Annotated in this window: 22 protein-coding genes; 13 read left to right on the top strand and 9 right to left on the bottom strand. The window is 71.8% G+C overall.

Translation table 11 applies throughout. From position 1 onward, the window contains the following. A partial coding sequence (locus tag DMB66_RS27305; protein ID WP_233624866.1) for a HEAT repeat domain-containing protein occupies positions 1-655 on the bottom strand: 655 nt, incomplete at its 3' end. Positions 656-882: 227 nt separating this feature from the next. Here DMB66_RS27305 and DMB66_RS27300 point away from each other — a divergent pair. Further along, complete coding sequence (locus DMB66_RS27300) at positions 883-1,827, top strand: DUF5996 family protein (protein ID WP_125806968.1); 945 nt, start codon at positions 883-885, stop codon at positions 1,825-1,827. Between the two features lie 109 nt (positions 1,828-1,936). Here DMB66_RS27300 and DMB66_RS27295 read toward each other — a convergent pair whose 3' ends face one another. Further along, a complete protein-coding gene (locus tag DMB66_RS27295) occupies positions 1,937-2,524 on the bottom strand; it encodes a helix-turn-helix domain-containing protein (RefSeq protein ID WP_125806967.1) in 588 nt (195 codons plus the stop codon). Between the two features lie 136 nt (positions 2,525-2,660). Between DMB66_RS27295 and DMB66_RS27290 the strand changes: the two genes are divergently transcribed. The 8 genes from DMB66_RS27290 (at position 2,661) to DMB66_RS65605 (ending at position 9,640) form a co-directional block, all read left to right on the top strand. Then, the gene (locus tag DMB66_RS27290) at positions 2,661-3,584 is read left to right on the top strand and encodes an ABC transporter substrate-binding protein (RefSeq protein ID WP_125806966.1); all 924 of its coding nucleotides are present in this window, start codon (positions 2,661-2,663) and stop codon (positions 3,582-3,584) included. 6 nt (positions 3,585-3,590) lie between these two features. Then, positions 3,591-4,457 (top strand): amino acid ABC transporter permease, encoded by an 867-nt coding sequence (locus DMB66_RS27285; protein ID WP_125806965.1) that lies wholly within the window; start codon positions 3,591-3,593, stop codon positions 4,455-4,457. Further along, the gene (locus DMB66_RS27280; RefSeq protein WP_305026155.1) at positions 4,454-5,215 is read left to right on the top strand and encodes an amino acid ABC transporter ATP-binding protein; all 762 of its coding nucleotides are present in this window, start codon (positions 4,454-4,456) and stop codon (positions 5,213-5,215) included. The genes DMB66_RS27285 and DMB66_RS27280 overlap by 4 nt, the downstream gene beginning before the upstream one ends. A gap of 33 nt (positions 5,216-5,248) precedes the next feature. Next, positions 5,249-6,031, top strand: a complete 783-nt coding sequence (locus DMB66_RS27275) for a class II aldolase/adducin family protein (protein ID WP_125806973.1) — start codon at positions 5,249-5,251, stop codon at positions 6,029-6,031. A gap of 2 nt (positions 6,032-6,033) precedes the next feature. Next, positions 6,034-7,227, top strand: coding sequence for a PLP-dependent aminotransferase family protein (locus DMB66_RS27270; protein WP_158647380.1), 1,194 nt, complete (start codon positions 6,034-6,036; stop codon positions 7,225-7,227). Positions 7,228-7,342: 115 nt separating this feature from the next. Further along, the gene (locus DMB66_RS27265) at positions 7,343-7,999 is read left to right on the top strand and encodes a DUF998 domain-containing protein (RefSeq protein WP_125806963.1); all 657 of its coding nucleotides are present in this window, start codon (positions 7,343-7,345) and stop codon (positions 7,997-7,999) included. Positions 8,000-8,001: 2 nt separating this feature from the next. Beyond that, positions 8,002-8,373, top strand: a complete 372-nt coding sequence (locus DMB66_RS27260) for a YciI family protein (RefSeq protein WP_125806962.1) — start codon at positions 8,002-8,004, stop codon at positions 8,371-8,373. Between the two features lie 37 nt (positions 8,374-8,410). After that, positions 8,411-9,640, top strand: coding sequence for an RNA polymerase sigma factor (locus tag DMB66_RS65605; RefSeq protein WP_199752646.1), 1,230 nt, complete (start codon positions 8,411-8,413; stop codon positions 9,638-9,640). Positions 9,641-9,660: 20 nt separating this feature from the next. Here DMB66_RS65605 and gap read toward each other — a convergent pair whose 3' ends face one another. The 4 genes from gap to DMB66_RS27235 form a co-directional block, all read right to left on the bottom strand. Then, on the bottom strand, positions 9,661-10,665 hold the full coding sequence (gene gap, locus DMB66_RS27250; RefSeq protein ID WP_125806961.1) for a type I glyceraldehyde-3-phosphate dehydrogenase: 1,005 nt from the start codon (positions 10,663-10,665) through the stop codon (positions 9,661-9,663). Between the two features lie 77 nt (positions 10,666-10,742). Next, positions 10,743-11,681, bottom strand: a complete 939-nt coding sequence (locus tag DMB66_RS27245) for a GlxA family transcriptional regulator (protein ID WP_125806960.1) — start codon at positions 11,679-11,681, stop codon at positions 10,743-10,745. A 45-nt stretch (positions 11,682-11,726) separates the two neighbouring features. Beyond that, positions 11,727-12,482 carry an SDR family NAD(P)-dependent oxidoreductase gene (locus DMB66_RS27240; protein ID WP_125806959.1) on the bottom strand — a complete coding sequence of 252 codons (756 nt, stop codon included), beginning with the start codon at positions 12,480-12,482 and terminating at the stop codon, positions 11,727-11,729. A gap of 144 nt (positions 12,483-12,626) precedes the next feature. Continuing rightward, complete coding sequence (locus tag DMB66_RS27235; protein ID WP_233624865.1) at positions 12,627-14,780, bottom strand: carbohydrate-binding protein; 2,154 nt, start codon at positions 14,778-14,780, stop codon at positions 12,627-12,629. Positions 14,781-15,019: 239 nt separating this feature from the next. Here DMB66_RS27235 and DMB66_RS27230 point away from each other — a divergent pair, with 239 nt between their 5' ends. Then, the gene (locus DMB66_RS27230) at positions 15,020-15,835 is read left to right on the top strand and encodes an SAM-dependent methyltransferase (protein WP_125806957.1); all 816 of its coding nucleotides are present in this window, start codon (positions 15,020-15,022) and stop codon (positions 15,833-15,835) included. Between the two features lie 262 nt (positions 15,836-16,097). Beyond that, a complete protein-coding gene (locus DMB66_RS27225; RefSeq protein WP_158647379.1) occupies positions 16,098-17,819 on the top strand; it encodes a bifunctional diguanylate cyclase/phosphodiesterase in 1,722 nt (573 codons plus the stop codon). A 15-nt stretch (positions 17,820-17,834) separates the two neighbouring features. On the opposite strand, the gene murQ is transcribed toward DMB66_RS27225, so the two are convergent. Both murQ and DMB66_RS27215 read right to left on the bottom strand, forming a co-directional pair. Then, on the bottom strand, positions 17,835-18,752 hold the full coding sequence (murQ, locus tag DMB66_RS27220; protein WP_125806955.1) for an N-acetylmuramic acid 6-phosphate etherase: 918 nt from the start codon (positions 18,750-18,752) through the stop codon (positions 17,835-17,837). Then, positions 18,749-19,705: a MurR/RpiR family transcriptional regulator gene (locus DMB66_RS27215; protein ID WP_125806954.1), complete on the bottom strand. Its 957-nt coding sequence runs from the start codon at positions 19,703-19,705 to the stop codon at positions 18,749-18,751. Before DMB66_RS27215 ends, murQ begins: the two co-directional genes overlap by 4 nt. A 50-nt stretch (positions 19,706-19,755) precedes the next feature. On the opposite strand from DMB66_RS27215, the gene DMB66_RS27210 reads away from it, so the two are divergent. Next, positions 19,756-20,793, top strand: coding sequence for an N-acetylglucosamine kinase (locus DMB66_RS27210; protein WP_199752645.1), 1,038 nt, complete (start codon positions 19,756-19,758; stop codon positions 20,791-20,793). A gap of 35 nt (positions 20,794-20,828) precedes the next feature. Here the strand turns inward: DMB66_RS27210 and DMB66_RS27205 are convergent, their stop codons facing one another. Continuing rightward, entirely contained in the window at positions 20,829-22,637 is a 1,809-nt protein-coding gene (locus DMB66_RS27205) for a glycoside hydrolase family 3 protein (protein WP_125806953.1), read from the bottom strand. A 107-nt stretch (positions 22,638-22,744) separates the two neighbouring features. On the opposite strand from DMB66_RS27205, the gene ngcE reads away from it, so the two are divergent. Next, entirely contained in the window at positions 22,745-24,160 is a 1,416-nt protein-coding gene (gene ngcE, locus DMB66_RS27200; protein WP_199752644.1) for an N-acetylglucosamine/diacetylchitobiose ABC transporter substrate-binding protein, read from the top strand. The last annotated feature ends 1 nt before the right edge of the window (position 24,161 follow it).

The following is a 24,161-nucleotide window of genomic DNA, read 5'->3' as shown; positions in this document are numbered from 1 at the left end:
GCTCGGGCCAGCCCGCGGCGACCGCCCTGACCGCGGTCCGCCGCACCGCGGCGTCGGGATGGGTGGTGGCGCGCTCGCGCAGCAGCGGCAGCGTGCCCGGATCGGTCGGCCAGCCCGCGACGATCGCCGCTACCGCGGCCGGCCGCACCCGCGGGTCCGTCGTGCGCTCGTGCAGCCAGGGCAGGGTCTCCGGGTGCCCGGCCCAGCCCACGGCGACCGCCTGTACGGCCGCGCTCCGCACGTCGTCGTCGGGGTCGGCGGTGGCACGCTCGCGCAGCAGCGGCAGGGTGCCCGGGTCGTCGGCCCAGCCCTCGACGATCACCTGCATCGCGACCGCCCGCACCTTCCCGTCGTCGTCGCCGGTGGCGCACTCCCGCAGCCAGGGCAGGGTTTCCGGGTCGTCGGCCCAGCCCGCCGCGACCGCCCGGACCACCGCCGCGTTCCGGGACCGGGCCCAGCCCTCGACGGCGCGCGCCGGTTCAGGTGCCGGTTCAAGCGCAGGTTCAAGCGCCGGTTCACGGGCCGGCCGCACCAGGAACGCCGCGGCGCAGATCGCGGTCCCCACCGCGACGACCCCCGCCCAACTGTCCTGCGAGCTGCCGGCCACCGCACCAGCCCCGGCGACCAGCGCCACCGCGAGGCCACGGCCCCACATCACCCACCCACGCGACATTCCGCACCCCCGCGATCACGATAGGGCCCCGGCGCGCAGCACGTCGCACCCGCGGCTCCGGCCCGTGTCCAGTCAGGACCCGGCCACGTCTGCCCGAGCACCCGCCCGCACGCTCCCGGCGGAATCCGGCGGAATCCGGCGGAGGCTCGACGGGCCCGGACCCGACGCGATCGCACGTCGTCGCGGGGTAGGCGTGGCACGCTGGAGCGATGGAAGACAGCAAGATCGACCAGGCCACCGCACCCTCGTCGCGGTGGCCGCGGCTGCGGGTGGCGGACTGGGCCGACACCAAGGACACGCTGCACATGTGGACGCAGATCGTGGGGAAGATCCGGATGGCACACGCGCCGGCGGTCAACCACTGGTGGCACGTCACGCTTTATCCCAGCGCCCGCGGGCTGACCACATCGGCAGTGCCGTACCGGGACGGGGCATTCGACATCGAGTTCGATTTCCTCGAGCACCGGCTGCGGCTGCGCACCAGCGACGGCCGGTCACGGGCCGTGGCGCTGGAACCCAAGCCGGTCGCGGCGTTCTACGCCGAGACCATGGACGCGCTGGCCGGACTGGGCGTGCCGACGCGGATCCAGGCCGTCCCCAACGAGATCGAGCGGGCCATCCCGTTCGCCGAGGACGAGGTGCACGCAGCGTACGACGGGGCGGCGGCGCAGGCGTTCTGGCGGCAGTTACTGCAGGCCGAGCGGGTCATCGGGCGGTTCCGGTCCGAGTTCGTCGGCAAGGCCAGCCCGGTGCACTTCTTCTGGGGCGCGATGGACCTGGCGTACACCCGGTTCTCGGGCGGGGAAGCTCCGCCGCACCCGGGTGGCGCACCGAACTGCCCGCCGTCGGTGATGCGGGAGGGCTACTCCCACGAGCTGGCCAGCTTCGGGTTCTGGCCGGGCGGTGGCGAGGAGGGCGCCTTCTACGCGTACGCCTACCCGGAGCCACCGGGCTACGCCGAACGGCGGGTGCGGCCGGACGCCGCCGGCTACGACCGGGGCATGGGTGAGTTCCTGCTGCCGTACGAGGCGGTGGCCGGCTCGCCGGACCCGGACGCGGTGCTCACCGACTTCCTCCGGTCCAGCTACGAGGCCGCCGCCGACCTCGGCGGCTGGAACCGGCAGGCCCTGGATGCCGGCCCGGCCGGCCGGTAGATCAGCCGGCGACGGGCACGTGCCGACGGCACGTGCCCACGGGTAGCGCCCGGGGACGCCCGATCATCGGCTAGGTCTGGCGCGCGCTCACACCCGGGCGGTGATCCGACTAGGCGCTGCCGCTCCAGGGGGCGGGCACCAGCACCCAGATCAGTTCGGCGGTGTCGGTCTGACTGGTGTTGCTCCAGGTGTGCGGCTCGTTGCCCGGAAAGGTCAAGGCGTCGCCGGCCACGAGTTCCTGGCGCCGATCGGGGAAGACGACCTCGACCGCACCCTTGAGCAGGTACACCACCTCGAGCTGGCAGTTGATCGTGTAGAAGTCGGTGCCGCCGGTGCCGCCCGGCTCCGCGATCGTGTGGATGAGCTGGAGCCTCGACTCCCGCCGGGGGGTCATGAGTCGCTCGCTGACCCCGGTGCCGCCGAGATTGATCGCGGGCGCCGTGTCCCGGCGCACCAGCGTGGCGTCCGAGACGGCGAAGAGCTCGCCGACGTCGAGGCTCATCACTTCGCAGAGCGTGACCAGCGACGCGACACTCGGCGATGTCTCGTCCCGCTCCACCCGGCTGAGAAACCCCTTGGTCAGGCCGGTGGCCGCGGCGAGCTGGTCGAGGGTGAATCCGTGTGCCCGGCGGGCGGCGCGGAGCTTCGCGCCGAGCTGGACCTGATTGTTCGTCGGTGACACCGGCAGCGGTCGCATGGATGTAACCCCTTCATTTCTCCCGGTTTACGAGCTTGCGTTTCCCGGCCCGAGCCCTTGACATCGCATGATGTCTCCGCCAATGCTCTCTAGCAACATTTGTTGTCTCATATGAAACTCGACTCTGGAGATCATAATGCGGCTTCGTCATCTCGTACTCGCCGGCGCGCTCTCGACCGTGACCGCCGTGTCTGGTTGCGCCGCCCCGGACGCGACCGGCCCGGCGTCCGCACCGACGGCCGGCGGCGGCGCGTCATCCGCCCCGGCCGTCACCCTGACCAAGGACGACGCCATCGCGGCGATGCTTCCGGACACGATCAAGTCCGCCGGTGTGGTGCGCGTCGCGTCCGGGGTGAGCTTCCCGCCGATGGAGTTCTTCGACACCGACAACAAGACCGTCATCGGCTTCGACGCCGACCTGGGCGCGGATCTCGGCCGGGTGCTCGGCGTCAAGTTCGAGTTCCAGAACACCAACTTCGACGGCATCATCGGCGGGCTCAACGCCGGCCGCTACGACCTGGCCCTCACCAGCATGATCGACAAGAAGGAGCGCCAGGCGACCGTCGACTTCGTCGACTACCTGCAGTCCGGCGTCACCTTCATGGTCGCCAAGGGCAACCCCAAGGGAGTCAAGGACAAGCTCGACCTGTGCGGCAAGACGGCCGCGGTCGAGAAGAGCGCGACCGGCGATCTGTCGGTCGACGACATCACCAAGGAATGCACCGCCGCCGGCAAGCCCGCGGTGACCAAGCAGCCCTTCCCCGACCAGGCCAGCGCCGTCCAGGCGCTGCAGTCCGGCCGCGCCGACGCCGTGGTCGCCCTGGATCTCACGCTGGCCTACAACGTCAAGACCGCGCCCGAGGCGTTCCAGGTGGACGCGAAGCCCTTCGGCACCCTGCCGGTCGGCCTCCCCGTGCCGAAGAACAACCCCAAGCTGCGCGACGCCGTGCAGGCGGCGCTCAAGAAGGTGATCGACTCGGGCGCCTATGACGCGCTCCTGACCAAGTGGAACCTCCAGGACCAGGCCCTCAAGGGCGCGCCGATCAACACCGGGCAGTGACCGGCGATGACCAGTGAGGCCATCACCGCTGTCGGGGCCGGCCACCCGGACGAGCCCATCATCCGGTTGCGGCGGCCCGGCCGGTGGGTCGCGGCGGCGGTCCTCGCCGTCCTCGCCGCGATGTGCGTTCATTTCGTCGCGACCTCGCCCAAGCTCCGCCTCGACCTGGTGGCCGGTTATCTGTTCGAGCGGTCGATCCTGCGCGGCCTGCTGTCGACCCTGGAACTGACCGTCGCCGCGATGCTCGTCGGCGTGCTGCTGGGCACGGCGATCGCGATCATGCGCCTGTCGCAGAACCCGCTGCTGCGTGCGGTGGGCTCCGGATACGTCTGGCTGTTCCGGGGCACGCCGATCCTCGTCCAGCTGCTCTTCTGGTTCTTCCTCGGCACCATCCTTCCCCAGATCAGCGTCGGCATTCCCTTCGGGCCGTCGTTCGCCAGCGTCCCCACCAACACCCTGATCACGCAGTTCACCGCCGCCATTCTGGGGCTCGGCCTGAACGAGGCGGCGTACATGGCCGAGATCGTCCGGGCCGGCATCGGTTCCGTGGACCGGGGGCAGACCGAGGCGGCGCACGCCTTGGGCATGAGCCCGTTGGTCACCTACCGCCGCATCGTGCTGCCGCAGGCCGCGAGGCTGATCGTGCCGCCGACCGCGAACGAGACCATCTCGATGCTCAAGATGACCTCGCTCGTCCTGGTCATCGGGCTTCCCGAACTGATGACGACCGCTCAGCTGATCTACGGCCGCAACTTCCAGCAGATCCCGCTGCTCATCGTCGCCAGCATCTGGTACCTCGTGCTCACCACCGTGCTCACCATCGTCCAGACCCGGATCGAGCGGCGGATGAGCCGGGGCGGAGGCCGCAGATGACCGCCATGGTCGAGGCGCACCGGGTGCGCAAGTCGTACGGCGGCAACGAGGTGCTCAAGGGCATCGACCTGTCGGTCGGCACCGGCGAGGTCGTCTCGCTGCTCGGGCCGTCCGGATCGGGCAAGAGCACCTTCCTGCGCTGCATCAACCACCTGGAGCTGATCGACGGCGGCGAGATCAGCGTCAACGGCAAGCTGGTGGGCTTCCGGCGGCACCACGGGAAGAAGTACGAGCTGCGCCCGCGCGAGGTCGCGGCGGCCCGGCTGGACGTGGGCATGGTGTTCCAGCGGTTCAACCTCTTCCCCCATCGCACGGCTCTGGAGAACGTGATGGAGGCTCCCGTCTACGTCAAGGGCGAGAGCAGGGAATCCGCCCGGGCACACGCCCTCGAGTTGCTCGACCGGGTCGGCCTGGCCGAGCGCGCCGCCGCCTACCCCGGCGAGCTCTCCGGCGGTCAGCAGCAACGGGTGGCCATCGCCCGCGCCCTGGCGATGAAGCCGAGGCTGATGCTCTTCGACGAGCCGACGTCCGCGCTCGATCCCGAGCTCGTCGGCGAGGTGCTCGACGTGATGCGGAACCTCGCCGCCGACGGGATGACCATGCTGGTCGTCACCCACGAGATCGGGTTCGCCCGGGAGGTCTGCGACCGCGTGGTCTTCATGGACGACGGCGTCATCGTCGAGCAGGGCGCGCCCGGCGAGGTCTTCGGCAACCCCCGACACCGCCGCACCCAGGCGTTTCTCTCGAAGGTGCTGTGAAGAAGAATGACCGATACCCGAAGGGACCGCCCGATGACCGCACTGCTGCACGCCGACCGCGGGTTCGCCGCCCGGGAGGAGACCCGGCTGCGCCGCGAACTCGCCGCGGCGTACCGGCTGGTGGCGCACTTCCGGATGACGGACCTGATCTTCACGCACATCTCGGTCCGCCTGCCCGGCCCGGAGAACCACTTCCTGATCAACCCGTACGGCCTGCTCTTCGAGGAGATAACCGCCTCCGGCCTGGTCAAGATCGACATGTCCGGCCGCGCCGTGGACGACACCCCGCACGCCGTGAACCCCGCCGGATTCGTGATCCACAGCGCGATCCACGCCGCCCGCGAGGACGCGCACTGTGTGCTGCACACCCACACCCGGGCCGGGTGCGCGGTGGCCGCGCAGGAGCAGGGGCTGCTGCCGCTCAACCAGATCTCGCTGGAGTTCTACGACCGGGTCGGCTACCACGACTACGAAGGCGTGGCCCTCAACCTCGCCGAGCAGCGCCGGCTGGTCGCCGATCTCGGCGACCACCCGGCGATGATCCTGCGCAACCACGGCCTGCTGACGGTCGGCGCCACGCCCGCGAGCGCGTTCCTGCGCATGTACTACCTGGAACGCGCCTGCCAGATCCAGATCTCCGCCCAGTCCGGCGGCGCACCGCTCACGCTGCCCGGCCCGGAGGTCGCCGAGCACGCGGCACGCCAGCTGAACGGCGAGGACACCCAGTCGGACTACCAGGACACCGCCGCGTACGACCTGGCCTGGGCGGCGTTGCTGCGCCTGCTGGACCGGGTCGCCCCGGACTACCGGGACTGACCGTGCGCGAATCGGGATCAGGCGCTCCGGTCACCCAGTTCGTGCACCGGCCGGGGATTCTCGACCTCGGCTGGGGCCATCCCCGCCCTGAGCTGCTGCCGGTACGGCTGTGGGCGCGCGCGGCGGAGGAAGCCGCGCGGTCCTTCGGATGGCAGGCGCTCACCTATGGCAACGCCAGCGGCCCCGGCCCGCTGGTCGATTGGCTGACCGGGCACCTGTGCCGGCTGGAGGACGGCGGCACGGCGGCGGGGCAGGTCTTCGTCACCGGGGGCGCCTCGCACGCGCTGTCGCTGATCGCCGCGGTCCTCGCCGAGCCCGGCGACGCCGTGCTGGTCGACTCGCCGACCTACCATCTCGCGTTCCGCATCCTGGCGGACCGCGGCGTCGAGCTGATCCGCGCCCCCACGGACGCCGACGGCGTCGACCCGGCCGCCCTGGCGGTGACGTTGCGATCCCTGCGCGCGGCGGGCCGCCGGGTACCCCTGATGTATCTGGTCCCGACCTTCGGCAATCCCACCGGCCGGAGCCTCCCCGATGACCGGCGGGCGGCGATCGTGCGCCTCGCTCAGCGGGAAGGCCTGACGCTGGTGGAGGACGACACCTACCGCGAGCTCGGGTACGAGGGCCGGGTCCCGGTGTCGCTGTGGCGGCTGGCGGACGGGGTGGGCGTCGTCCGCCTCGGCTCGTTCGCCAAGACCGTCGCGCCGGGCATCCGCCTGGGCTGGATCAACGCGGCGCCGGAGGTGACGCGCCGGCTGGCCGCACTCGGCTATGTGCACAGCGGCGGCGGCGTCAACCACGCCGCCGCCCTCACCATGGCGGCGTTCGCCGCGGGTGGCGGCTACGAGCGCCACGTCGCGGCGGTGCGACAGAGCTACCGCGACCAGCGCGACGCCCTGCTCCAGGCCCTGGGCGAGCATCTTCCCGAGTTGCGCACCCCGACACCGCGCGGCGGCTGGTTCATCTGGCTGTCGCTGCCGGAAGGGGTGCGCGCCGGCCGGCTGCTGCCGATCGCCGAGCGACACGGCACCTCGTTCGTCGCGGGCGATCAATTTTATCTGGACGGTCATGGCGGTGCCGGCCACGTACGCCTGAGTTTCTCGCTGCTGCCGGCCGAGGAGCTGGCCCGCGCCGCGGGCCGGCTGGCCGCCGCGCTCGCGGAATACGCCGCCGATCGCCCGCCCGCACGCGGTTGATCAGGAGTGCCGGCCCGCGCGAGGACGATCGCGAGAAGAAGTTCGGGGACGGCTGTCGGATCTCGGGTCCCCCGTTCGAGGCCCAGGTAGAGACCTCGAACCAAGGAGACAGGCCATGAACCCGAACTGCACCCCGGCGACCAGGATCACCAGGTCGCTGCTCGGCTACGGCGTCATCGCCGGCCCGGTCTACGTCGTCGTGGCGCTGGCTCAGGCGCTGTCCCGGGAAGGCTTCGACCTGAGCCGGCACGCCTGGAGCCTGCTCGCCAACGGCGACTTCGGCTGGATCCAGATCACCAATTTCATCGCCGTCGGCCTGATGACGGTGGCCGCGGCGGTCGGCCTGCGCCGGGCGTTGGCCTCCGGGCGGGGCGGCACCTGGGGCCCGCTGTTGATCGCCGCCTACGGGGTGAGCCTGGTCGGTGCCGGGGTCTTCCGCGCGGATCCCGGCCAGGGCTTTCCGGTCGGCGCGCCGCAGTCCCCGACGATCAGCTGGCACGGCATGCTGCACTTCGTGGTCGGTGCCGTCGGCTTCCTCTGCCTCATCGCGGCCTGCTTCGTGCTGGCCGGCCGCTTCGCCCGCGCCGGGCAGCCCCGGCTGGCCTGGTTCTCCCGGATCACCGGAGTGGTCTTCCTGGCCGGGTTCGCCGCCATCGCCAGCGGCTCGCAGGGGCCCACCACGCCGGCCTTCGTCGCGGCGGTGCTGCTCGTCTGGGCCTGGCTGACCACGGTTTCCGTCCACTTCTACCGCGCCGCCGACCGAAAGGACTGATCATGCGATACCTGATTCTGTTGAAGGCGGCCCAGCCCGCGACCCCGCCACCGGCGGAACTGATGGACGCGATCATGCAACTCGGCGCGGAGGCGACCGCCGCCGGCGCGCTGCTCGACACCGCGGGCCTGGCCCCGAGCGCCGCCGGCGCCCGGGTGGAGCTCTTCGGCGGCCGGCTCAGCGTCACCGACGGCCCGTTCGCCGAGGCCAAGGAGACCATCAGCTACGCCCTGTACGAGGTGCGGACCCGCCAGGAAGCGGTGGAGTGGGCCTCCCGGTTCCTGAAGCTGCACCGGGACCTGTGGGACGGCTGGGAGGGGCAGGCAGACGTGCTGAAGGTCTTCGGCCCCGAGGATTTCGGTAGCCCGGCCTGACGACCCGGCGACCGGCCGGGTGCGAGGATCGGTGGCTGTGACAGCTGCCGATCCTCGCCGCGTCGTGGAGACGGTGTGGCGCATCGAGTCCGCCCGGATCATCGCCGGCCTCGCCCGCATCGTCCACGACGTCGGGCTGGCCGAGGAGCTGGCGCAGGACACCTTCGTCATCGCCCTCGAACAGTGGCCGGTCACCGGGGTTCCGGACCATCCGGGCTCCTGGCTGATGGCCACCGCCAAGCACCGCGCCATCGACCTGGTGCGCCGGCAGGGCCGGTATCAGCGGAAGCTGCAGGAGATCGGGCGAGCGGCACCGGACGCGGACGAGCCCGACCTCGCCGCCGAACTGGACGACTACATCGGCGACGACCTGCTGCGGCTCATCTTCACCACCTGTCATCCGGTGCTGTCGACCGAGTCGCGGGTCGGCCTCACCCTCCGGCTGCTGGGCGGGCTCACCACCGACGAGATCGCCCGGGCCTACCTGGTCCCGGAGTCCGCGGTCGGCCAGCGCATCACCCGGGCCAAGCGGAGGCTCACCGAGAAGCGGGTGCCCATCGAGCTGCCGCCGCCGGCCGAGGCCGCCGAGCGGCTGGCGTCGGTGCTCGAGGTCGTCTACCTGATCTTCAACGAGGGGTACGCGGCGACGGCCGGCGACGATTGGACGCGGCCCACCCTCTGCGACGAGGCGCTGCGCCTGGGCCGGCTGCTGGCCACGCTGGCGCCCCGCGAGCCGGAAGTGCACGGGCTGGTGGCCCTGATGGAGCTCCAGGCGTCGCGGATCGCGGCGCGCACCGCCCCGGACGGCGCCCCGATCCTGTTGCCGGACCAGGATCGGCGGCGCTGGGACCGGCTGTTGATCCGGCGGGGCCTGGCGGCGCTCGACCGGGCCGAGGGCACCTTCGGGCCGTACGCCCTGCAGGCCTCCATCGCGGCCTGCCACGCCCGCGCGACGCGCGCCGAGGAGACCGACTGGCAGCGGATCGCGGCGCTCTACGCGGTGCTGGCCCACGTCTCGCCCTCACCGGTGGTGGAGCTCAACAGGGCGGTCGCGGTCGGCAACGCCCACGGCCCCGCCCGTGGGCTGGAGATCGTCGACGCCCTGGTGCTGCCGAACTATCCGCTGGTGCCGGCGGTCCGCGGCGACCTGCTGGCCCGGCTGGGCCGCACCGCCGAGGCCCGGCAGGAGTTCGAACGCGCCGCCGGGATGACCCGCAACGCCCGGGAACGCGAGCTGTTCGAGGCCCGGGCGGCCGCACTCGGGTGACCGCCGGTCCGGTGCGCGGACTACCGCGACGAGGCGGCCATCAGCTCGAGCGTGTCGATGACCCGGTTGGCGAAACCCCACTCGTTGTCGTACCAGGCCACCACCTTGACGTGCCGGCCGTCGACGCGGGTGAGCGCGGCGTCGAAGACGGCCGAGGCCGGGTTGCCGGTGATGTCGCTGGAGACGAGCGGTTCGTCGGTGTATTCGAGGATGCCGTGCAGCGCGCCGCCGGCCGCGGCGCGGTATGCCGCCAGCACCTCGTGGCGGCTCACCTCATGGGCGACCGTGGTGTTCAGCTCCACCAGCGAGCCCACCGGCACCGGCACCCGGATCGAGTCGCCGGTGAGCTTGCCGTCGAGCCGCGGCAGGACCTTGCCGATCGCCTTGGCGGCGCCGGTCGTGGTGGGTGCGATGTTCACCGCGGCCGCGCGAGCGCGGCGCGGATCGCGGTGCGGTCCGTCCTGCAGATTCTGTTCCTGCGTGTACGCGTGCACGGTGGTCATGAAGCCGTGTTCGATGACGGCCAGGTCGTCCAGCACCGACGCCAGCGGCGCCAGCGCGTTCGTCGTGCATGACGCGTTGGAGACGATCAGGTGCCGCGCCGGATCGTACGCGTCGGTGTTGACGCCGAAGGCCAGCGTGACGTCGGCGCCGTCGGAGGGCGCGCTCACCAGCACCCGCCGGGCACCGGCGTCCAGGTGGGCCCGGGCGGCCTTGGCGGCGGTGAAGCGGCCGGTGGATTCCAGCACGATGTCGACGTCGAGCTCGGCCCAGGGCAGGGCGGCCGGGTCGCGCTCGGCGAACACCCGGATCCGGTGGCCGTCGACCGCGAGGTCGGCGCCGGCGACCTCGACCGGGCGGCCGAGACGTCCCAGCGTGCTGTCGTACTTGAGCAGGTGCGCGAGGGTCTCCGGGGCGGTGAGGTCGTTGATCGCCACCACTTCGAGCTTGCTGTCGCGCTGCAGCAGGGCTCGCAGGGTGTTGCGTCCGATGCGGCCGAATCCATTGACGGCGATGCGAGTCATGGCTTCATCGTCGGCGACCCGGCCGGCCGACGACAGTGGCTTGACAGCCACCATGCGCAAGGATCTCGCCATCAAGATCAAGAAGAGAACGTGTGGCGGTACTCCGTCGGCGAGGTGCCGAGGATGCGCTGGAAGTGCAGGCGCAGGTTGGCGGCGGTGCCGAGACCGACCCGTGCGGCGATCTGCTCCACCCCGAGGTCGGTGAGTTCGAGCAGTTCGCGGGCCAGATCGACGCGGGCGCGCAGCACCCACTGCATCGGCGTGTATCCGGTGTCCGCCACGAACCGCCGGGAGAACGTGCGCGCCGACACCCGGGCGTTGCCGGCCAGCGCCGCCAGGGTGAGTGGCTCGGCCAGCCGGGCCAGGACCCACTCGCGGGTGCCGGCGAACACGTCGCCGAGCGGTTCGGGGACGCTGCGGGGCACGTACTGGGCCTGGCCGCCGCTGCGGTAGGGCGCCGCGACCAGGCGGCGGGCCACGATGTTGGAGAGCCCGACGCCATGGTCCCGCCGCACCAGATGCAGGCACAGGTCGATGCCGGACGCCGCGCCGGCCGAGGTCAGCACCTCCCCCTCGTCCACGAACAGCACGTTCGCGTCGACTCGCACCAGCGGGTGCTTCTCGGCGAGGGCCCTCGTGTAGTGCCAGTGGGTTGTTGCCCGCTTGCCGTCCAGCAGGCCGGTCGCCGCGAGCGCGAACGCGCCCGTCGAGATGGCCGCGAGCCGGGTGCCGCGCCGGTGCGCGGCCCGGAGCGCGGCGACGACCGCGGCCGGCGGCTCGGTGGTGGCCGGCGCCCGATAGCCCGGGATGAAGATCGTGTCGGCGTGCTCGAACGCCTCGATCCCCTCGGCCACGTGGTACGACAGCCCGTCCCCGCCGGCCACCGGCCCGGGCGCGGCCCCGCACACGAACACCTGGTACGGCATGGTCGGCCGGTTGGCGAACACCTGCGCGGGAATGCCCACGTCGAGCGGTTTCGCGCCGTCCAGCACGAGCACCGCGACCCGATGATTCATCTGGCCACAATGACACCGGCCGCAAAGATCTCGCCAGCCGCCGGGTCAGACCCCGCCGGTCACGGAGATCACCTGCCCGGTGATGCCGGTGTTGGCGGCCGAGCCCAGATAGACGACGGGGCCGGCGACCTCAGCCGCGCCGAGCAGCCGGCCGATGGGCGCGAGCGCGCTGAAGTGGTGGCCGTACTCGTCGGCGATCGCGGCGTTGGTGTCCGTACGGGTCAGGCCCGGCATGACCACGTTGCTCAGGATGTCGCCGTCGCGGCCCAGCGAGAACGCCGCCGAGCGGCTGAAGCCGTGCAGCGCCGCCTTGGCGGCCGCGTAGTACTCCGAGCCCGCCATGCCGTCGACGGCGAGGTTCGACGAGATGTGCACCAGGCGGCCCCAGCGGCGGTCGCGCAGGACCGGCGCGACCGCCCGGCTGAGCCGCAGCGCGCCCTCGGCGTTGTGGCGCAGCGTGGCCAGCCAGTCGGCGTCGGGAACGGCCTCGAACGGCCGGTCCACGGGCCCGCCGGTGCTGCCCCAGTGCACGGCGTTGTTGACCAGCACGTCGATCCGCCCGGTCCAGGCCAGGGCCGCCTCGACCAGCGCTCCGGCGGCGTCCGGGTCGTCCATCGCGTACGGGACGAGCAGTGCCCGGTCGCCGATCTCCTTGGCCACCTGCTCGGCGTCGGACCGGTTGGCCCGGTAGGTGAGGACCACGTCGGCGCCCTCGGCGGCGAACCCCGTCGCGATGTGGCGGCCGATGCCGCCGGAGGCCCCGGTCACGATCACGGTACGGCCGGTCAGTCCCAGGTCCATGTCAACTCCCTAGCTGCTGTGCGGTAGCGGGCACCGCCCAACCTGCCCGATCCGGCAACGCCCAGGGAGACCGTGTCAAGGCTGGCCCCCGCGGGGCCACGATGAGCCGGGCCTGCCGCGGAGCGCCACGGCAGGCCCGTCCCGCTATCCGATCGGGGCGGCTATCCGGATGAGGTCGATGTCCGGTGCGTAGGCGGTGGAGTTGCCGAAGGTGATGGCGTTGGCTCCCGCCACGAGGTCCACGTCGACCACAGTGGTGCGGAAGGTCGTCCAGCTCAGCGTGTTGCGGAAGTAGGTTCGCCGCGCGGTGCCGCCGTTGACGCTGATGTCGGCGCCCCGGTCGACGATGTTGTTGTTGTACTGGTGCTCGCCGACCACCTCGGCGTTGGCGTAGGCGACCACCATCCGGTAGCGGCCCGCGGTGGGCACGGTGACGTTGTTGAACCGCAGGGTGTTGCCGGCGCCGGCGCCGATGAACCCGACCTGCTGGCCGCCGGAGGCACCGGAGTTGCTGCCCCGCACGGCCGTTCCGGACAGGGTGTTCCCGCTCGCCTCGGCCTCGTACGCGGTGATCGTGCCGCTGGTGGCCGCGACGTCGACGTAGTCCAGGTTGACCGCGTCGCGATCGTCACCGGCATATGCGTTGGCCTCCAGCCGGCTGACGCCGGCCGGCAGGAACACCCTGGTGGTCGCGGTGTTCCAGGTGTTCCAGTCCGCGGTGCCGGGCAGCGCCAGGTCGGTCAGGTCGGAGCCGTTGAGCCGCAGCCTGATCGACCGGTTGGCCGGTGCGCCGGAGTACGGGCCGGCCGAGTAGCGCAGGCCGACGTTGTAGTAGCCGTCCGCCGGAACCGTCACCACGAACTTCGTGCTCGCGGTGCTGCTGGCGCCGTATCCCTCGGTGAAGTACGTGCCGGAGTAGCCGGTGTTGCTGCCATAGGTGACCCGGGCCCCGCCGTCGAGGCGCGCGTATTCGGCCTGGTAGCGGGACGCGCCGCCGGCGGCGGACAGATCCTTGTTCGGTGTGATGATCACGTGGTAGGCGGCCGAGCCGCGCAGCCCGGTGAGCGGGAGGGTGAACTGCCCGCCGCTGGCGGCGTAGTCCCCCTCGGTCACCAGGAACGGCCCGGTCGACGGGTTCTGGCCCGAGCTGTCCACACCCCACACGGTGGCGTGCACGGTGCTGCCGAGGAACGGCGCCGACCCCAGGCCGCGCACGACGACGTTGGTGTCGTACGTGCCGGTGACCGGGTTGTTGCCGCCGAAGACGACGCGCGCCTGTTGTTTGCCCGAGTCCACAGCGGCCAGGCCCTGCAGCGAGCCGCCGACCGCCGGGGGTGTGACGGCGACCGTGTTGCCGGTCAGCTCGCCGTACCACTTGTACAGCCACCAGCCGCCGGTGGCCTGGTTGTTGCGGGTCACCAGGTCGTTGAGCCCGCCCGCGGTGGTCCAGTAGGCCAGGCACGCGTCGACCTTGCTGGCCTCGAACTTGGCCACGTACTGCACCAGGTTGCCCGGCACGCCGAGATCGCCGCTCTGCCGGGCGTACTCGTCGATGGTGATCGGGCGGGCGCCGATGGCGAGATCCCGCTCGATCTGGCGGTAGTTGTTGTAGTGGCTGTCCCAGTTGGCGAAGAAGTCGTCGCCCAGCTCGTGCCAGGTGACCGTGTCGGGCAGCACGTTGTTGTTCTTCGCGAACGTCATGAACGCGCGCATCTCGGTCGGCATGTAGTGGGTGAAGCCCGGCCCGGCGATGCGCGCGCTCGGGTCGATCGACTTGATCCGCTGGACCACGGTGCGCCAGTCGTTCAGGAACCGGCCGGTGATCTGGCCGCTGTACCAGATCCAGTCCGGCTCGTTGAACGGCACGTACACGAAGAAGGCGCGGTTGGGGTCGGCGACCACCTTGCGGGCGATCGTGTCCACCTTGCCCAGATAGTCGGTGAGCCCCAGGTTGTCATACGGCCAGCTCGGATAGACGTCCTGCAGATAGATCTCGATGTGCCGGCCGCCGGCCCGCTTGAACATCGGCGCCACCCGCAGCGCGTCCCCGTTCGGGTGCTGCAGGCCGTCCGGCGCCTTCTGGGCGGCGACCTGCGGCCGGAGCGCGCTCAGCATGGTCTCGTTCGGAATTCCCTCGTCGCCGAGGCCGTACAGGAATCCGGTCGCGCCGTACCGCAGCGCGCCCGTGTTCGCCGACAGATCCACCGTGAGCTGCGACGGCGCGGCGCTGGCCGGTCCGGCCGGCAGCGCCGTCGCCAGCGCGGCGACCAGCAACGCGACGCCGCACATCGCTGTCATTCTCGATCTTGATCTCATACCGTCGCTTCCTTCTCGGGAAAGTCGCTGCTGACGCACGGAGCGGCAGGAAAGCTGCGGACCTCATGCAGAGCAGGCAAAGACGATCTTCAATGTGATCGGTCACATGGAGTGTGACCGATCACATCTCCGCAAGTGAAGGCTTCGTTACCGGTTCGTTACCAACGTGTATCGGTTGTCATTCGTTACGGTGGACAGGGCCGGTGGTAGGAGGTTGCGCGATGACGGATTCCCCTGACTGGGTGCCGGAGGGTGTCGACGTCACCGTGCCGGACGCGTCCCGGGTGTACGACTACGCGCTGGGCGGGGTGCACAACTTCGCGGTGGACCGGGCGTTCTGGGACCAGACGGCGAAGGCGATGCCGAACGCGGCGGCGATGGCCCGCGCGAACCGCGCGTTCCTCGGGCGCGCGGTCCGGGAGCTGGTCGCCGCCGGCGTCACCCAGTTCCTGGACGTCGGTTCCGGGATTCCGACGCTGGGCAATGTGCACGAGGTCGCGCAGGACGCGAATCCGCGGGCGCGGGTGGTGTATGTCGACAAGGATCCGATCGCCGTGCAGCAGAGCCGCGCCCTGCTGTCCGGCAACCGGCTCGCCCGCGCCATCGAGGCGGATCTTCGAGACCTGGACGCGATCCTCTATCACCGGCAGGTCCAGGAGTTGCTTGACTTCTCCCAGCCGATCGCCGTCCTGCTGGTGGCCGTCTTGCATTTCATCCCCGACAGCGACCAGCCGGCCACCATCATCTCGCGGATCACCGACGTGCTCGCGCCGGGCAGCTATCTGGTCGTCTCGCACGCGGTGCCGGCGAACACCGAACAAGGACGCGCGGCACAGGAGGCCGCCCGCAAACTGTACGAGCGCACCCCGACGCCGGGCACGATCCGCAGTCGTGACGAGGTGGCGGCGCTGATCGACGAACGGTTCGACCTGCTGGAGCCGGGCCTGGTCGCCGCGCCGAGTTGGCGGCCCGAACCGGACGAAACCGACGACCCGGAACAGCACGCCGGGTTGGTCGCTGTCGCCCGCAGGCGGTAGTCGCCTCGGCCGGCGAAGCGACCCGGGCGGGTGATCTGAGCCTGTCCGTTTGTGCGGTTGGGGCACCCGCCCGGGCCGCCCGGCTGCCCGGGCCAACCGCCGTCTCCTGGGCTGCGACCAGGACATCCCGGCAGGTGATCTCGGCTGCCGCGGGCTGGAAATCCCGCCTTGGTGTGAGTGGCCGACGACCGGAGATGACGGCAATAATCCTGCGGCCGACACGAGGATGCCCGGCGTTACGTCCATGAGGGGAACGACGCACATGGGGGACCCTGACGCCTGCGGCGGCCCCGACGGTGATGCGGTGGCCACGCTGGCCCGGCTCTGGCTACAGGGCGTCACGAGCGGCGCCTTCGTGCCCGGCCCGCGGGCGCGGGCGCGCCTCGCCCTGCAGGACCTGCTGTCGCAGATCATCATCGCCGTCACGGCGGAGCCGTTCGATCCGGGCATCGGTGACCGGTTCGGCGCCCAGCTGGTGCAGTGGCGGATGACGGCACCGGAGGTCCTCGGCACCACCCTCACCCTGCTGGGCGAGCATCTGCCACACGTGCTGGGCGATTCCGGCCGGGACCTCGAAGCGCGGGTCCGGGACCTGCTCGCCCACCTCGCGACCGGGTTCACCGGTGCGCAACGGCACGCCGCCGTCGCGGCCGCGGAGCAGATCAACGCCGCGTACCGCACCCATTGGCACGCCGAGCTGGCCAGCCTGCAGGAACAGCTGAGCCACTCGCTGCTGCACGACCCGCGGACCGGGCTGCGGAACCGCGCCGGGCTGCGCAAGGACCTCGCCGCCCTCGCCGTGCGACAACATTCCGACCGGATCGGGGTGTGCCTGCTCGCCATCGACCGGTTCACCGAGATCAACGACGCCCTCAGCCACGAACACGGCGACCGGCTGCTCCGAGCCGTGGCCGCCCGCCTGCACAGCCTCGCCGCCGAGAGCCGCCACGTGGTCGCGCACCCGGCCGACGACCAGTTCGCGTTCGTGCTGGCCGGCACGACCAGCGTCGACGAGGTCGTCAAGATCGCCGACCAGGCCAGGCAGCTGCTGCGGATACCGATCAAGGTCGACGACCACGACCTTCACCTCACCTGCACCGCCGGCGTCCTGGAGGGCCCGGCGGCCCGAACCCAACCCGATGGCTGGCTGCGCGACGCTCACCTGGCCCTGCACAACGCCCGCCAGGACCACCGCGACCTGGCCGTGTTCGACCCCGGCCGGGCCGCGAGCGACCTCTACCGGCACCGGCTGGCCGCGGCGATGCCCGCCGCCCTGGAACGCGGCGAGTTCGTGACGCACTTCCAGCCCCTGCACCGCCTCCACGACCGGCGCATCGTCGGCGTGGAAGCTCTCGCCCGCTGGCACCGCCCCGACGGTCTGCTCAGCCCACGGCACTTCATCGGCCTGGCCGAACAGACCGGGCTCATCCACCCCCTGGGCCATCACCTGCTCGCGCAGGCCTGCGCCCACGGCGCCCGCTGGCAGACCCGCCGCCCCGGCCTGATCGTGAGCGTGAACCTGTCCCCACGGCAACTCGCCGACCCCGGCCTGGTCGCCGACATCGACGCCACCCTGCGCGCCAGCCGGCTACCCGCCGAAAACCTGCAACTCGAGATCACCGAGTCCGCTGCCGTCGGCGCCCACCACGACGTGCTGCACCGCCTCGCCGGGCTCGGTGTCCGACTGGCCATCGACGATTTCGGCACCGGCTACTCCACCTTCGCCAGCCTGCCCGACCTGCCCATCACCACCGTCAAACTCGCCGCCGAACTGCTGCCACGCCACCCCGACGACCACACCCGCCGCGCCGTGCTGCACACCCTCATCTGGCTGTGCCACCACCTCGACATCAGCGTCACCAGCGAGGGCATCGAAACAGCCGCGCACGAGCAGCTCCTGCACGAGCTCGGCTGCGACCACGGCCAGGGATTCCACTACACCCGGCCGGCGGACGCCGACACCATCACCACACTGCTCAGCTGATCCGGCGGACACCCCCTACGTGCCGCAGGCGTCGAGCATGCGCAGGGCCACGTGGACGTGGCCGCGAGCCTCGGCCAGCACCTGCCGGGCGCGCTCGACGCTCGTTCCCGCGATCAGCGTCACCAGCGCCACCTTCGCGTCGCCGCCGGCCACGCCGAAGGCCTGCCGACAGCGGTCGACGCCGGCGCCCGTGGCCTCGGCCAGGATCCGCAGCTGGCGGTCGCGCAGCTTGTCGTTGCTGGCGAGCATGTCGGTCATGAGGTTGGAGTAGGTGCGGCCGAGCCGCACCATCGCCGCCGTGGAGAACGCGTTCAACACGAGCTTCTGCGCGGTGCCGGCCTTCATCCGGGTGGACCCGGTGAGGACCTCCGGCCCGGTGTCCGGTGCCACGTGCACGTCCACGGCGGCGCCGATCGGCGAGGCCGGGTTCGCCGACACCAGCACGGTGCGGGCCCCCTTCGCGCGGGCCACGGCCAGCGCGGCCCTGACGTACGGGGTGCGCCCGCTGGCCGTCACTCCGACCACGACGTCGCCCGCGACGACGCCGCTGACCGCCGCCACGCCCGCCTCCTCGTCGTCCTCCGCGTCCTCCGAGGGGTTGGTCAGCGCGTGCGTTCCGCCGGCGATGTGCGCCACCACCCGGCCCGGTTCCAGGCCGAACGTGGGTATCAGCTCCGCCGCGTCCAGCACGGCGATCCGCCCCGAGGTGCCCGCGCCGACATAGTGGATCCGGTGGCCGCCGGAAAGCGCCTCGACCGCGAGGTCGACCGCGATCGCGAGGACCGGCAGGACCTCGGCCACCGCGACCGGCACACCGTGATCCTCGGTGTTGATGACCCTGAGCAGGTCGATGGTCGACATCCGGTCGATCGACGTGCTGCGTGGGTTGCGTTCCTCCGTCCGCGCCAGCCGCCGGCCGTCCACGGCCGTCATCCGCGCCACCGGTCGGGCACGACCCGCCGGCCGCTCACCGCCTCGTAGGTGGCGTCGAGCGCCGCCCTCGTCTCCCGGTAGGTCCGCTGGGCCACGCCGACGAACACGCAGTCGATGACGGTCAGCTGGGCGAGCCGGCTGGCCATCGCGCCGGACCGGAACGTCGTCTCCCGAGCCGCCGTCGTGAGCACCAGGTCGGCGACCCGGGTGATCGGCGACTTGGGAAAGTTCGTCAGGGCGACCGTCCGCGCACCGCGCCGGCCAGCGTGGGTGAACGCCTCGATGGTGTCCATCGTCGTCCCGGTGTGCGAGATGCCGAACGCCACGTCCCGCTCGTCGAGCAGGGCGGCGCTGGTGAGTGCCATGTGCATGTCGCTCCACGCGTACGCGATGAGGCCGATGCGATGCAGCTTCTGCTGGAAGTCGGCGGCGACGAAGGCGCTCGCGCCGACGCCGTAGATGGTCACCCGCCGCGCGCCCACCACGATGTCGACCACCTGCGCCAGCACCGCGATGTCGATCTGCCTGGCGGTTTCCTCGACCGCGCGCGCGTCGGCGAAGGCGATCTTCTTGACCACCTCGGCGAGCCCGTCGGTCTCGCTGATGTCGCTGCCGACCGATTCGCCGGCGGCCGTGGCCTCGTACGCCCGGCCGGCCTCGGCGGCGAGCGTGAGCCGCAGCTCGGAGTAGCCGCCGAAGCCCAGCGTCCGGCAGAACCGGATCACCGTGGCCTCGGAGGCCCCGGCTCGGTCGGCGAGCTCGGTGATAGTGAGCTGGGCCGCGGTGGCCGCCTCGTCGATGACGACCCTGGCCACTCGTCGCTCGGCCGGCGACAACGAGGGTAGGAGGCCGCGGGCGCGTACGGTCGTGGGTGAGCGGTCGGCGACCGTGGGATCCGTGGCCGGCTCGGCCGACGCGGGGATACTCGGCGCGCTGCGCCTCCTGCCTGTCATGGACGAGAGTTTCCTTCGGTTGGACCGGTGCCCGGTACGGTGACCCGACTATGAGCCGAATGTTGGTGGTGGGAGTCGACGCGGGCGCGACGACCACCCGGTGCGTGCTGGCGACGCTCGACGGCGTCGTGGTGGGCCGGGGCGCGGCCGGCGGCGCGAACCAGAACAGCAGCGGCGGGGAGCTGGCCGACACGATCGGCGCCGCGCTCGAGGGCGCTCTGGCGACGACGGACGCGGCGACCGTGCGGCTCGGCGTGCTCGGTGCCGCCGGGTCGGCCGGCGCCGGTCAGGCTGTGTTCCGGGCCGCCGCGACGCGGGCCTGGACCCGTGCCGGGCTGACCGGCGAGATCATCGCGGTGACCGACCTGGAGGTGGCCTTCGCCGCGGGCACGGCCGACCCCGGCGGCGTGCTCCTGCTCTCCGGCACCGGCGCGCTGGCCGCGCGGTTCGCCGGCGGCGTGCTCGAGCGCCGCTGCGACGGCTACGGGTGGCTGCTCGGCGACGAGGGCTCGGCGGTCTGGATCGGCATCCGGGCGCTGCGCGCGGCGCTCGCGGCGCTGGACGGCCGGGGCGAGCCGACCGCGCTGGTGGGTAAGGCGTGCGAGTGGCTGACGGCCGGACGTCCCGCCGGCGAACCAGACGCGCTCTCCCGCGCCGAGCGCGAGGAACTCGCCCAGGCCCTGCTCGCGGCCGGCTTCGCCAGACCACCGGCGGCGCTGGGTCAGCTGGCGCCGGCGGTGAGCGCCATCGCCGACGCGGGTGACCCCGTCGCGCGGCGGATCACCGATGCCGCCGTCGCGAAGCTGCTGCGCACCTTCGACACCGTCGAGCCGCCGGCCGGCGGCGCCGTGGTGCTGGCCGGGTCGGTGCTGCTGTCGCCCGGGCCGGTGGCCCGGGCCGTGCGGGCCGGCGTCGTGGCACGGACCGGCGCCGAGCCACGCGAGGCGGTCGACGGCGCCAGCGGCGCGGCCGCGATGGCCGTCGCCCGGCTGACCGGCGGCCCGGTGCCGGATGCCGTGCACGCGCGATTGACCGGCGGCGCGCGTGCCGAGCGCGATCACGAGCCCGGCCTGGATGAGAGCAGGTAGCGGCGCCGCCTGCCGGCGGCGCCTGCCCGGTTCGCTCATCCCACGGCCCAGCGCAGGCCGTGGCCGAGCGGGTACAGGTCGGTGGACAGGTCTGCCGTGGGGATCGCGACCGGTAGCTTTCCGCGCGGCGCGGTGACGCCGAACAGCACCCGCGCCAGCGACTCCATCGCGACCGCGGTGTAGCTGTAGGTCGCCAGGTAGGTGGTGACGCCCGGCAGGTGGGCGATGTCGTACGGATCGCGCACCGCGACCACCACGACCGGGCGTCCCGTCGCCACCAGTGCCCGAACCAGCGCCTGCTGGCGGCCGCCCGGATCGCTGACCGCCGCGTCCCACGCCTTCGACGTGAGCACCACGGTGAGGTCATGCGTGCCGGCCGCGGCGACCGCCTCGGCGATCTTCGCATCGGTGGGCAGATTGGTGGCGAGTGCCGTCGCGCTGGCCCCCCGAATGGTCAGCGAGGCGGCGAGGGCCGGCACGTTGTTGTAGGTGCTGGAATTCCATCCGGCGACGAGCACCGACCTACCGGCGCCGGCGTAGGGCAGCAGACCCGCGTCGTTGCGGATCGCCGTGACCGTGCGGTCGGTGACGTCCTGCGCCACCCGCCGGTGCGACGCCCGGCCGACCACGCGCTCGGCGGCGGCCGGGTCGAGCGGCGTCCAGGACAGCAGGCCGCGCCGCTGCTTGAGCCGCAGGATCCGGCGCACCGACTCGTCGATGCGGGCCTCGCTGAGCTCGCCGGAGGCGACGGCGCCGAGCACCGCGTCGAACGCCACGTCGAGCCTCGGCGGCATCAGCAGCATGTCGACGCCGGCCTTGAGCGCCAGCACCGGCACCCGGTCGTCGCCGTACTTCTGTCGCACGCCGGCCATCGCCAGCGAGTCGGTGACCACCACGCCCTGGTAGCCGAGTTCACCGCGCAGCAGGCCGGTGATGATGGGCCGCGACAGCGTGGCGGGGTCGCCGGAGGGGTCGAGCGCCGGCACCACGATGTGCGCGCTCATGACGGCGTCCACCCCGGCCGCGACCGCGGCGCGGAACGGCGGCGCGTCGATGCGGGACCATTCGTCGCGGGTGTGGCTGATGACCGGAAGTCCGGTGTGGCTGTCGGTGCTCGTGTCGCCGTGACCGGGGAAGTGCTTCGCGGCCGCCGACGTGTTCGCGCCGCGTTGCAGCCCCAGCACCTGGCCGGCGGTGAGGCGGGCGGCCAGTGCCGGGTCGCTGCCGAACGAGCGTACGCCGATGACCGGGTTGGCCGCGTTGACGTTGACGTCGGCCACCGGCGCCCACGCCTGGCCGATGCCCACCGCGTGCAACTCGCGGCCGGTGACCTGACCCGTGCTGAACGCGTCGAGCACGCTGCGGCCGGCGCCCAGCGCCATGCCGCCCGAGAACTGGGTGGCCGGCGCCGGCAGCCGGGACACCACGCCGTGCTCCTGGTCGGTCGAGATCATCAACGGGACGCCCGCGCCGCTGGCGGTGGCGGCGGCCTGGAGCCCGTTGCCGAGCCCGGCGAGCTGGCGCGGTGACTGGAGGCTGTTCGTCCAGGCGAAGTAGATGACGCCGCCGAGGTGGTATTTCGCGACGACCTGCGCCGGGGTGTCCACCCCGTAGAGGCCGCGGTTCGCGGCGGCGTCCGCGGCGGTCGGCGCCTCAGCGTCGTTGCCGTAGGCGTAGGTGGTGAAGAGCTGGCCGACCTTCTGCGGCAGCGTCATCCGGGCCAGCAGCCGGTCGACCGCTGACGATGCGAAACGCGCGGCGCCGGCCGGGGCGGCCGGGAGCGTGACACCCAGGGCGACGAGAACCGTGAGGGCCACGGTCGAAGCGAGCGGACGCGTTCGCATGGCTCCCGAAGGTACCCGGGTCGCCGAATTCTGGCAATAAGTTTCCGCTCTCTTGAAAGTAGCGAAGGAAACATTCATCCTACGGGTTGGCCCATAGAGAGGTGTTGATGTTGGAGGCACAGACGATCACCCGGCGCGGGCTGCTGCACGGCGCGGCGGCGGTGGGTGCCCTCGCCGGCACGGGCGCGCTCACCGGTTGCGCGATGGGCGGCGACAGCGACAAGGAGGGCGCGAAGGGCGAGGCGAACGCCGCCAACCCGCTGGGGGTCAAGCAGGACGCGCCGCTCGAGGTGGTCATCTTCAACGGCGGCCTCGGCGAGGAGTACGCCAAGGCGCACGAGGCGATGTACAAGGAGCGGTTTCCCCAGGCGTCGGTCAAGCACTCGGCCACCCAGCAGATCGCCGAGACGTTGCAGCCGCGGTTCGTGGCCGGCGACCCGCCGGACGTGGTGAACAACTCCGGCGGCAGCCAGATCGACTTCAACGCGCTGGTGTCCCAGGGCGCGCTCGCCGACCTCGGCGAGGTGCTCGCCGCGCCCAGCCTCGACGATCCCAAGGTGCCGGTCAAGGACACGCTGCGGCCCGGAACCATCGAGGCCGGCTCCTACGACGGCAAGTTCCTGTCCCTCAACTACGCGTACTCCGCCTACGGCATCTGGTATTCGGAGAAGCTGTTCACCGAGCGCGGCTGGCAGTACCCGAAGACTTGGGACGAGATGATCGCGCTGTGCCGGCGGATCAAGGCGGCCGGCATCTCCCCGTGGACGTACCAGGGCAAGCACTCCCGCTACATGAGCTGGCCGATCCTCTCGGCGGCCGCCAAGCTCGGCGGTGTCGACGTGCTCAAGGCGATCGACAACCTGGAGCCCGGCGCCTGGCGGCACGAGGCGGTCCGGGCCGCCGCCGACGCGTACTACCAGTTGGCCGTCGACGGGTTTCTCCAGCCCGGCGCCTCGGGAATGGACCACATCCAGTCGCAGACCGAGTGGTCCCGGGGCAAGGCCGCGTTCATCTCCTGCGGTTCGTGGCTGGAGAACGAGCAGAAGGCGGTCACCCCGCCCGGCTTCCGGATCGCCGTGGCGCCCACGCCCAGCCTCACCGCCGGCGACAAGCTGCCGTTCGAGGCGTTCCGGGGCAGCGGCAGCGAGGCGTTCGTGGTGCCGGCCAAGGCGGGAAACCTGCGGGGCGGGCTGGAATACCTCCGGGTCATGCTGTCGCGGCAGGGCGCCTCGGACTTCACCCGCAAGACCAGCAGCCTCCCGTGCGTCGCCGGGTCCACCGCCGGCCTCGACCTGTCGCCGGGTCTCGCCTCGGTCACCAAGCTGATCGACGCGGCCGGTCCCAACACCTTCACCTGGTTGTACAACTCCTACTACCGCAAGCTGGAGCGCACCCTGGTCGACGCGGCCTGCGCCGACCTGTTCAGCAAGCGCATCAACTCCGCCCAGTGGGTCGACAGGTGCCAGCAGGCGGCCGACGGGATAGCGAAAGACGCATCGATCAAGAAGTACAAGCGGACCTGAC

The sequence above is a fragment of the Actinoplanes sp. ATCC 53533 genome (assembly GCF_003947245.1).
This window is presented reverse-complemented; position numbering and strand designations above follow the sequence as displayed.

Excerpts from the sequence above, each read along its gene's own strand:
- DMB66_RS27245 (WP_125806960.1), bottom strand. The coding sequence starts at position 11,681 with ATGAATCATCGGGTCGCGGTGCTCGTGCTGGACGGCGCGAAACCGCTC.
- DMB66_RS27240 (WP_125806959.1), bottom strand. The coding sequence starts at position 12,482 with ATGGACCTGGGACTGACCGGCCGTACCGTGATCGTGACCGGGGCCTCC.
- DMB66_RS27265 (WP_125806963.1), top strand. The coding sequence starts at position 7,343 with ATGAACCCGAACTGCACCCCGGCGACCAGGATCACCAGGTCGCTGCTC.
- murQ (WP_125806955.1), bottom strand. The coding sequence starts at position 18,752 with ATGACGGCCGTGGACGGCCGGCGGCTGGCGCGGACGGAGGAACGCAAC.
- DMB66_RS27275 (WP_125806973.1), top strand. The coding sequence starts at position 5,249 with ATGACCGCACTGCTGCACGCCGACCGCGGGTTCGCCGCCCGGGAGGAG.
- DMB66_RS27285 (WP_125806965.1), top strand. The coding sequence starts at position 3,591 with ATGACCAGTGAGGCCATCACCGCTGTCGGGGCCGGCCACCCGGACGAG.
- DMB66_RS27230 (WP_125806957.1), top strand. The coding sequence starts at position 15,020 with ATGACGGATTCCCCTGACTGGGTGCCGGAGGGTGTCGACGTCACCGTG.
- DMB66_RS27205 (WP_125806953.1), bottom strand. The coding sequence starts at position 22,637 with ATGCGAACGCGTCCGCTCGCTTCGACCGTGGCCCTCACGGTTCTCGTC.
- DMB66_RS27300 (WP_125806968.1), top strand. The coding sequence starts at position 883 with ATGGAAGACAGCAAGATCGACCAGGCCACCGCACCCTCGTCGCGGTGG.
- DMB66_RS27280 (WP_305026155.1), top strand. The coding sequence starts at position 4,454 with ATGACCGCCATGGTCGAGGCGCACCGGGTGCGCAAGTCGTACGGCGGC.
- DMB66_RS27235 (WP_233624865.1), bottom strand. The coding sequence starts at position 14,780 with ATGACAGCGATGTGCGGCGTCGCGTTGCTGGTCGCCGCGCTGGCGACG.
- ngcE (WP_199752644.1), top strand. The coding sequence starts at position 22,745 with ATGTTGGAGGCACAGACGATCACCCGGCGCGGGCTGCTGCACGGCGCG.
- gap (WP_125806961.1), bottom strand. The coding sequence starts at position 10,665 with ATGACTCGCATCGCCGTCAATGGATTCGGCCGCATCGGACGCAACACC.
- DMB66_RS27295 (WP_125806967.1), bottom strand. The coding sequence starts at position 2,524 with ATGCGACCGCTGCCGGTGTCACCGACGAACAATCAGGTCCAGCTCGGC.
- DMB66_RS27290 (WP_125806966.1), top strand. The coding sequence starts at position 2,661 with ATGCGGCTTCGTCATCTCGTACTCGCCGGCGCGCTCTCGACCGTGACC.
- DMB66_RS27260 (WP_125806962.1), top strand. The coding sequence starts at position 8,002 with ATGCGATACCTGATTCTGTTGAAGGCGGCCCAGCCCGCGACCCCGCCA.
- DMB66_RS27215 (WP_125806954.1), bottom strand. The coding sequence starts at position 19,705 with ATGACAGGCAGGAGGCGCAGCGCGCCGAGTATCCCCGCGTCGGCCGAG.
- DMB66_RS27225 (WP_158647379.1), top strand. The coding sequence starts at position 16,098 with ATGGGGGACCCTGACGCCTGCGGCGGCCCCGACGGTGATGCGGTGGCC.
- DMB66_RS27210 (WP_199752645.1), top strand. The coding sequence starts at position 19,756 with ATGAGCCGAATGTTGGTGGTGGGAGTCGACGCGGGCGCGACGACCACC.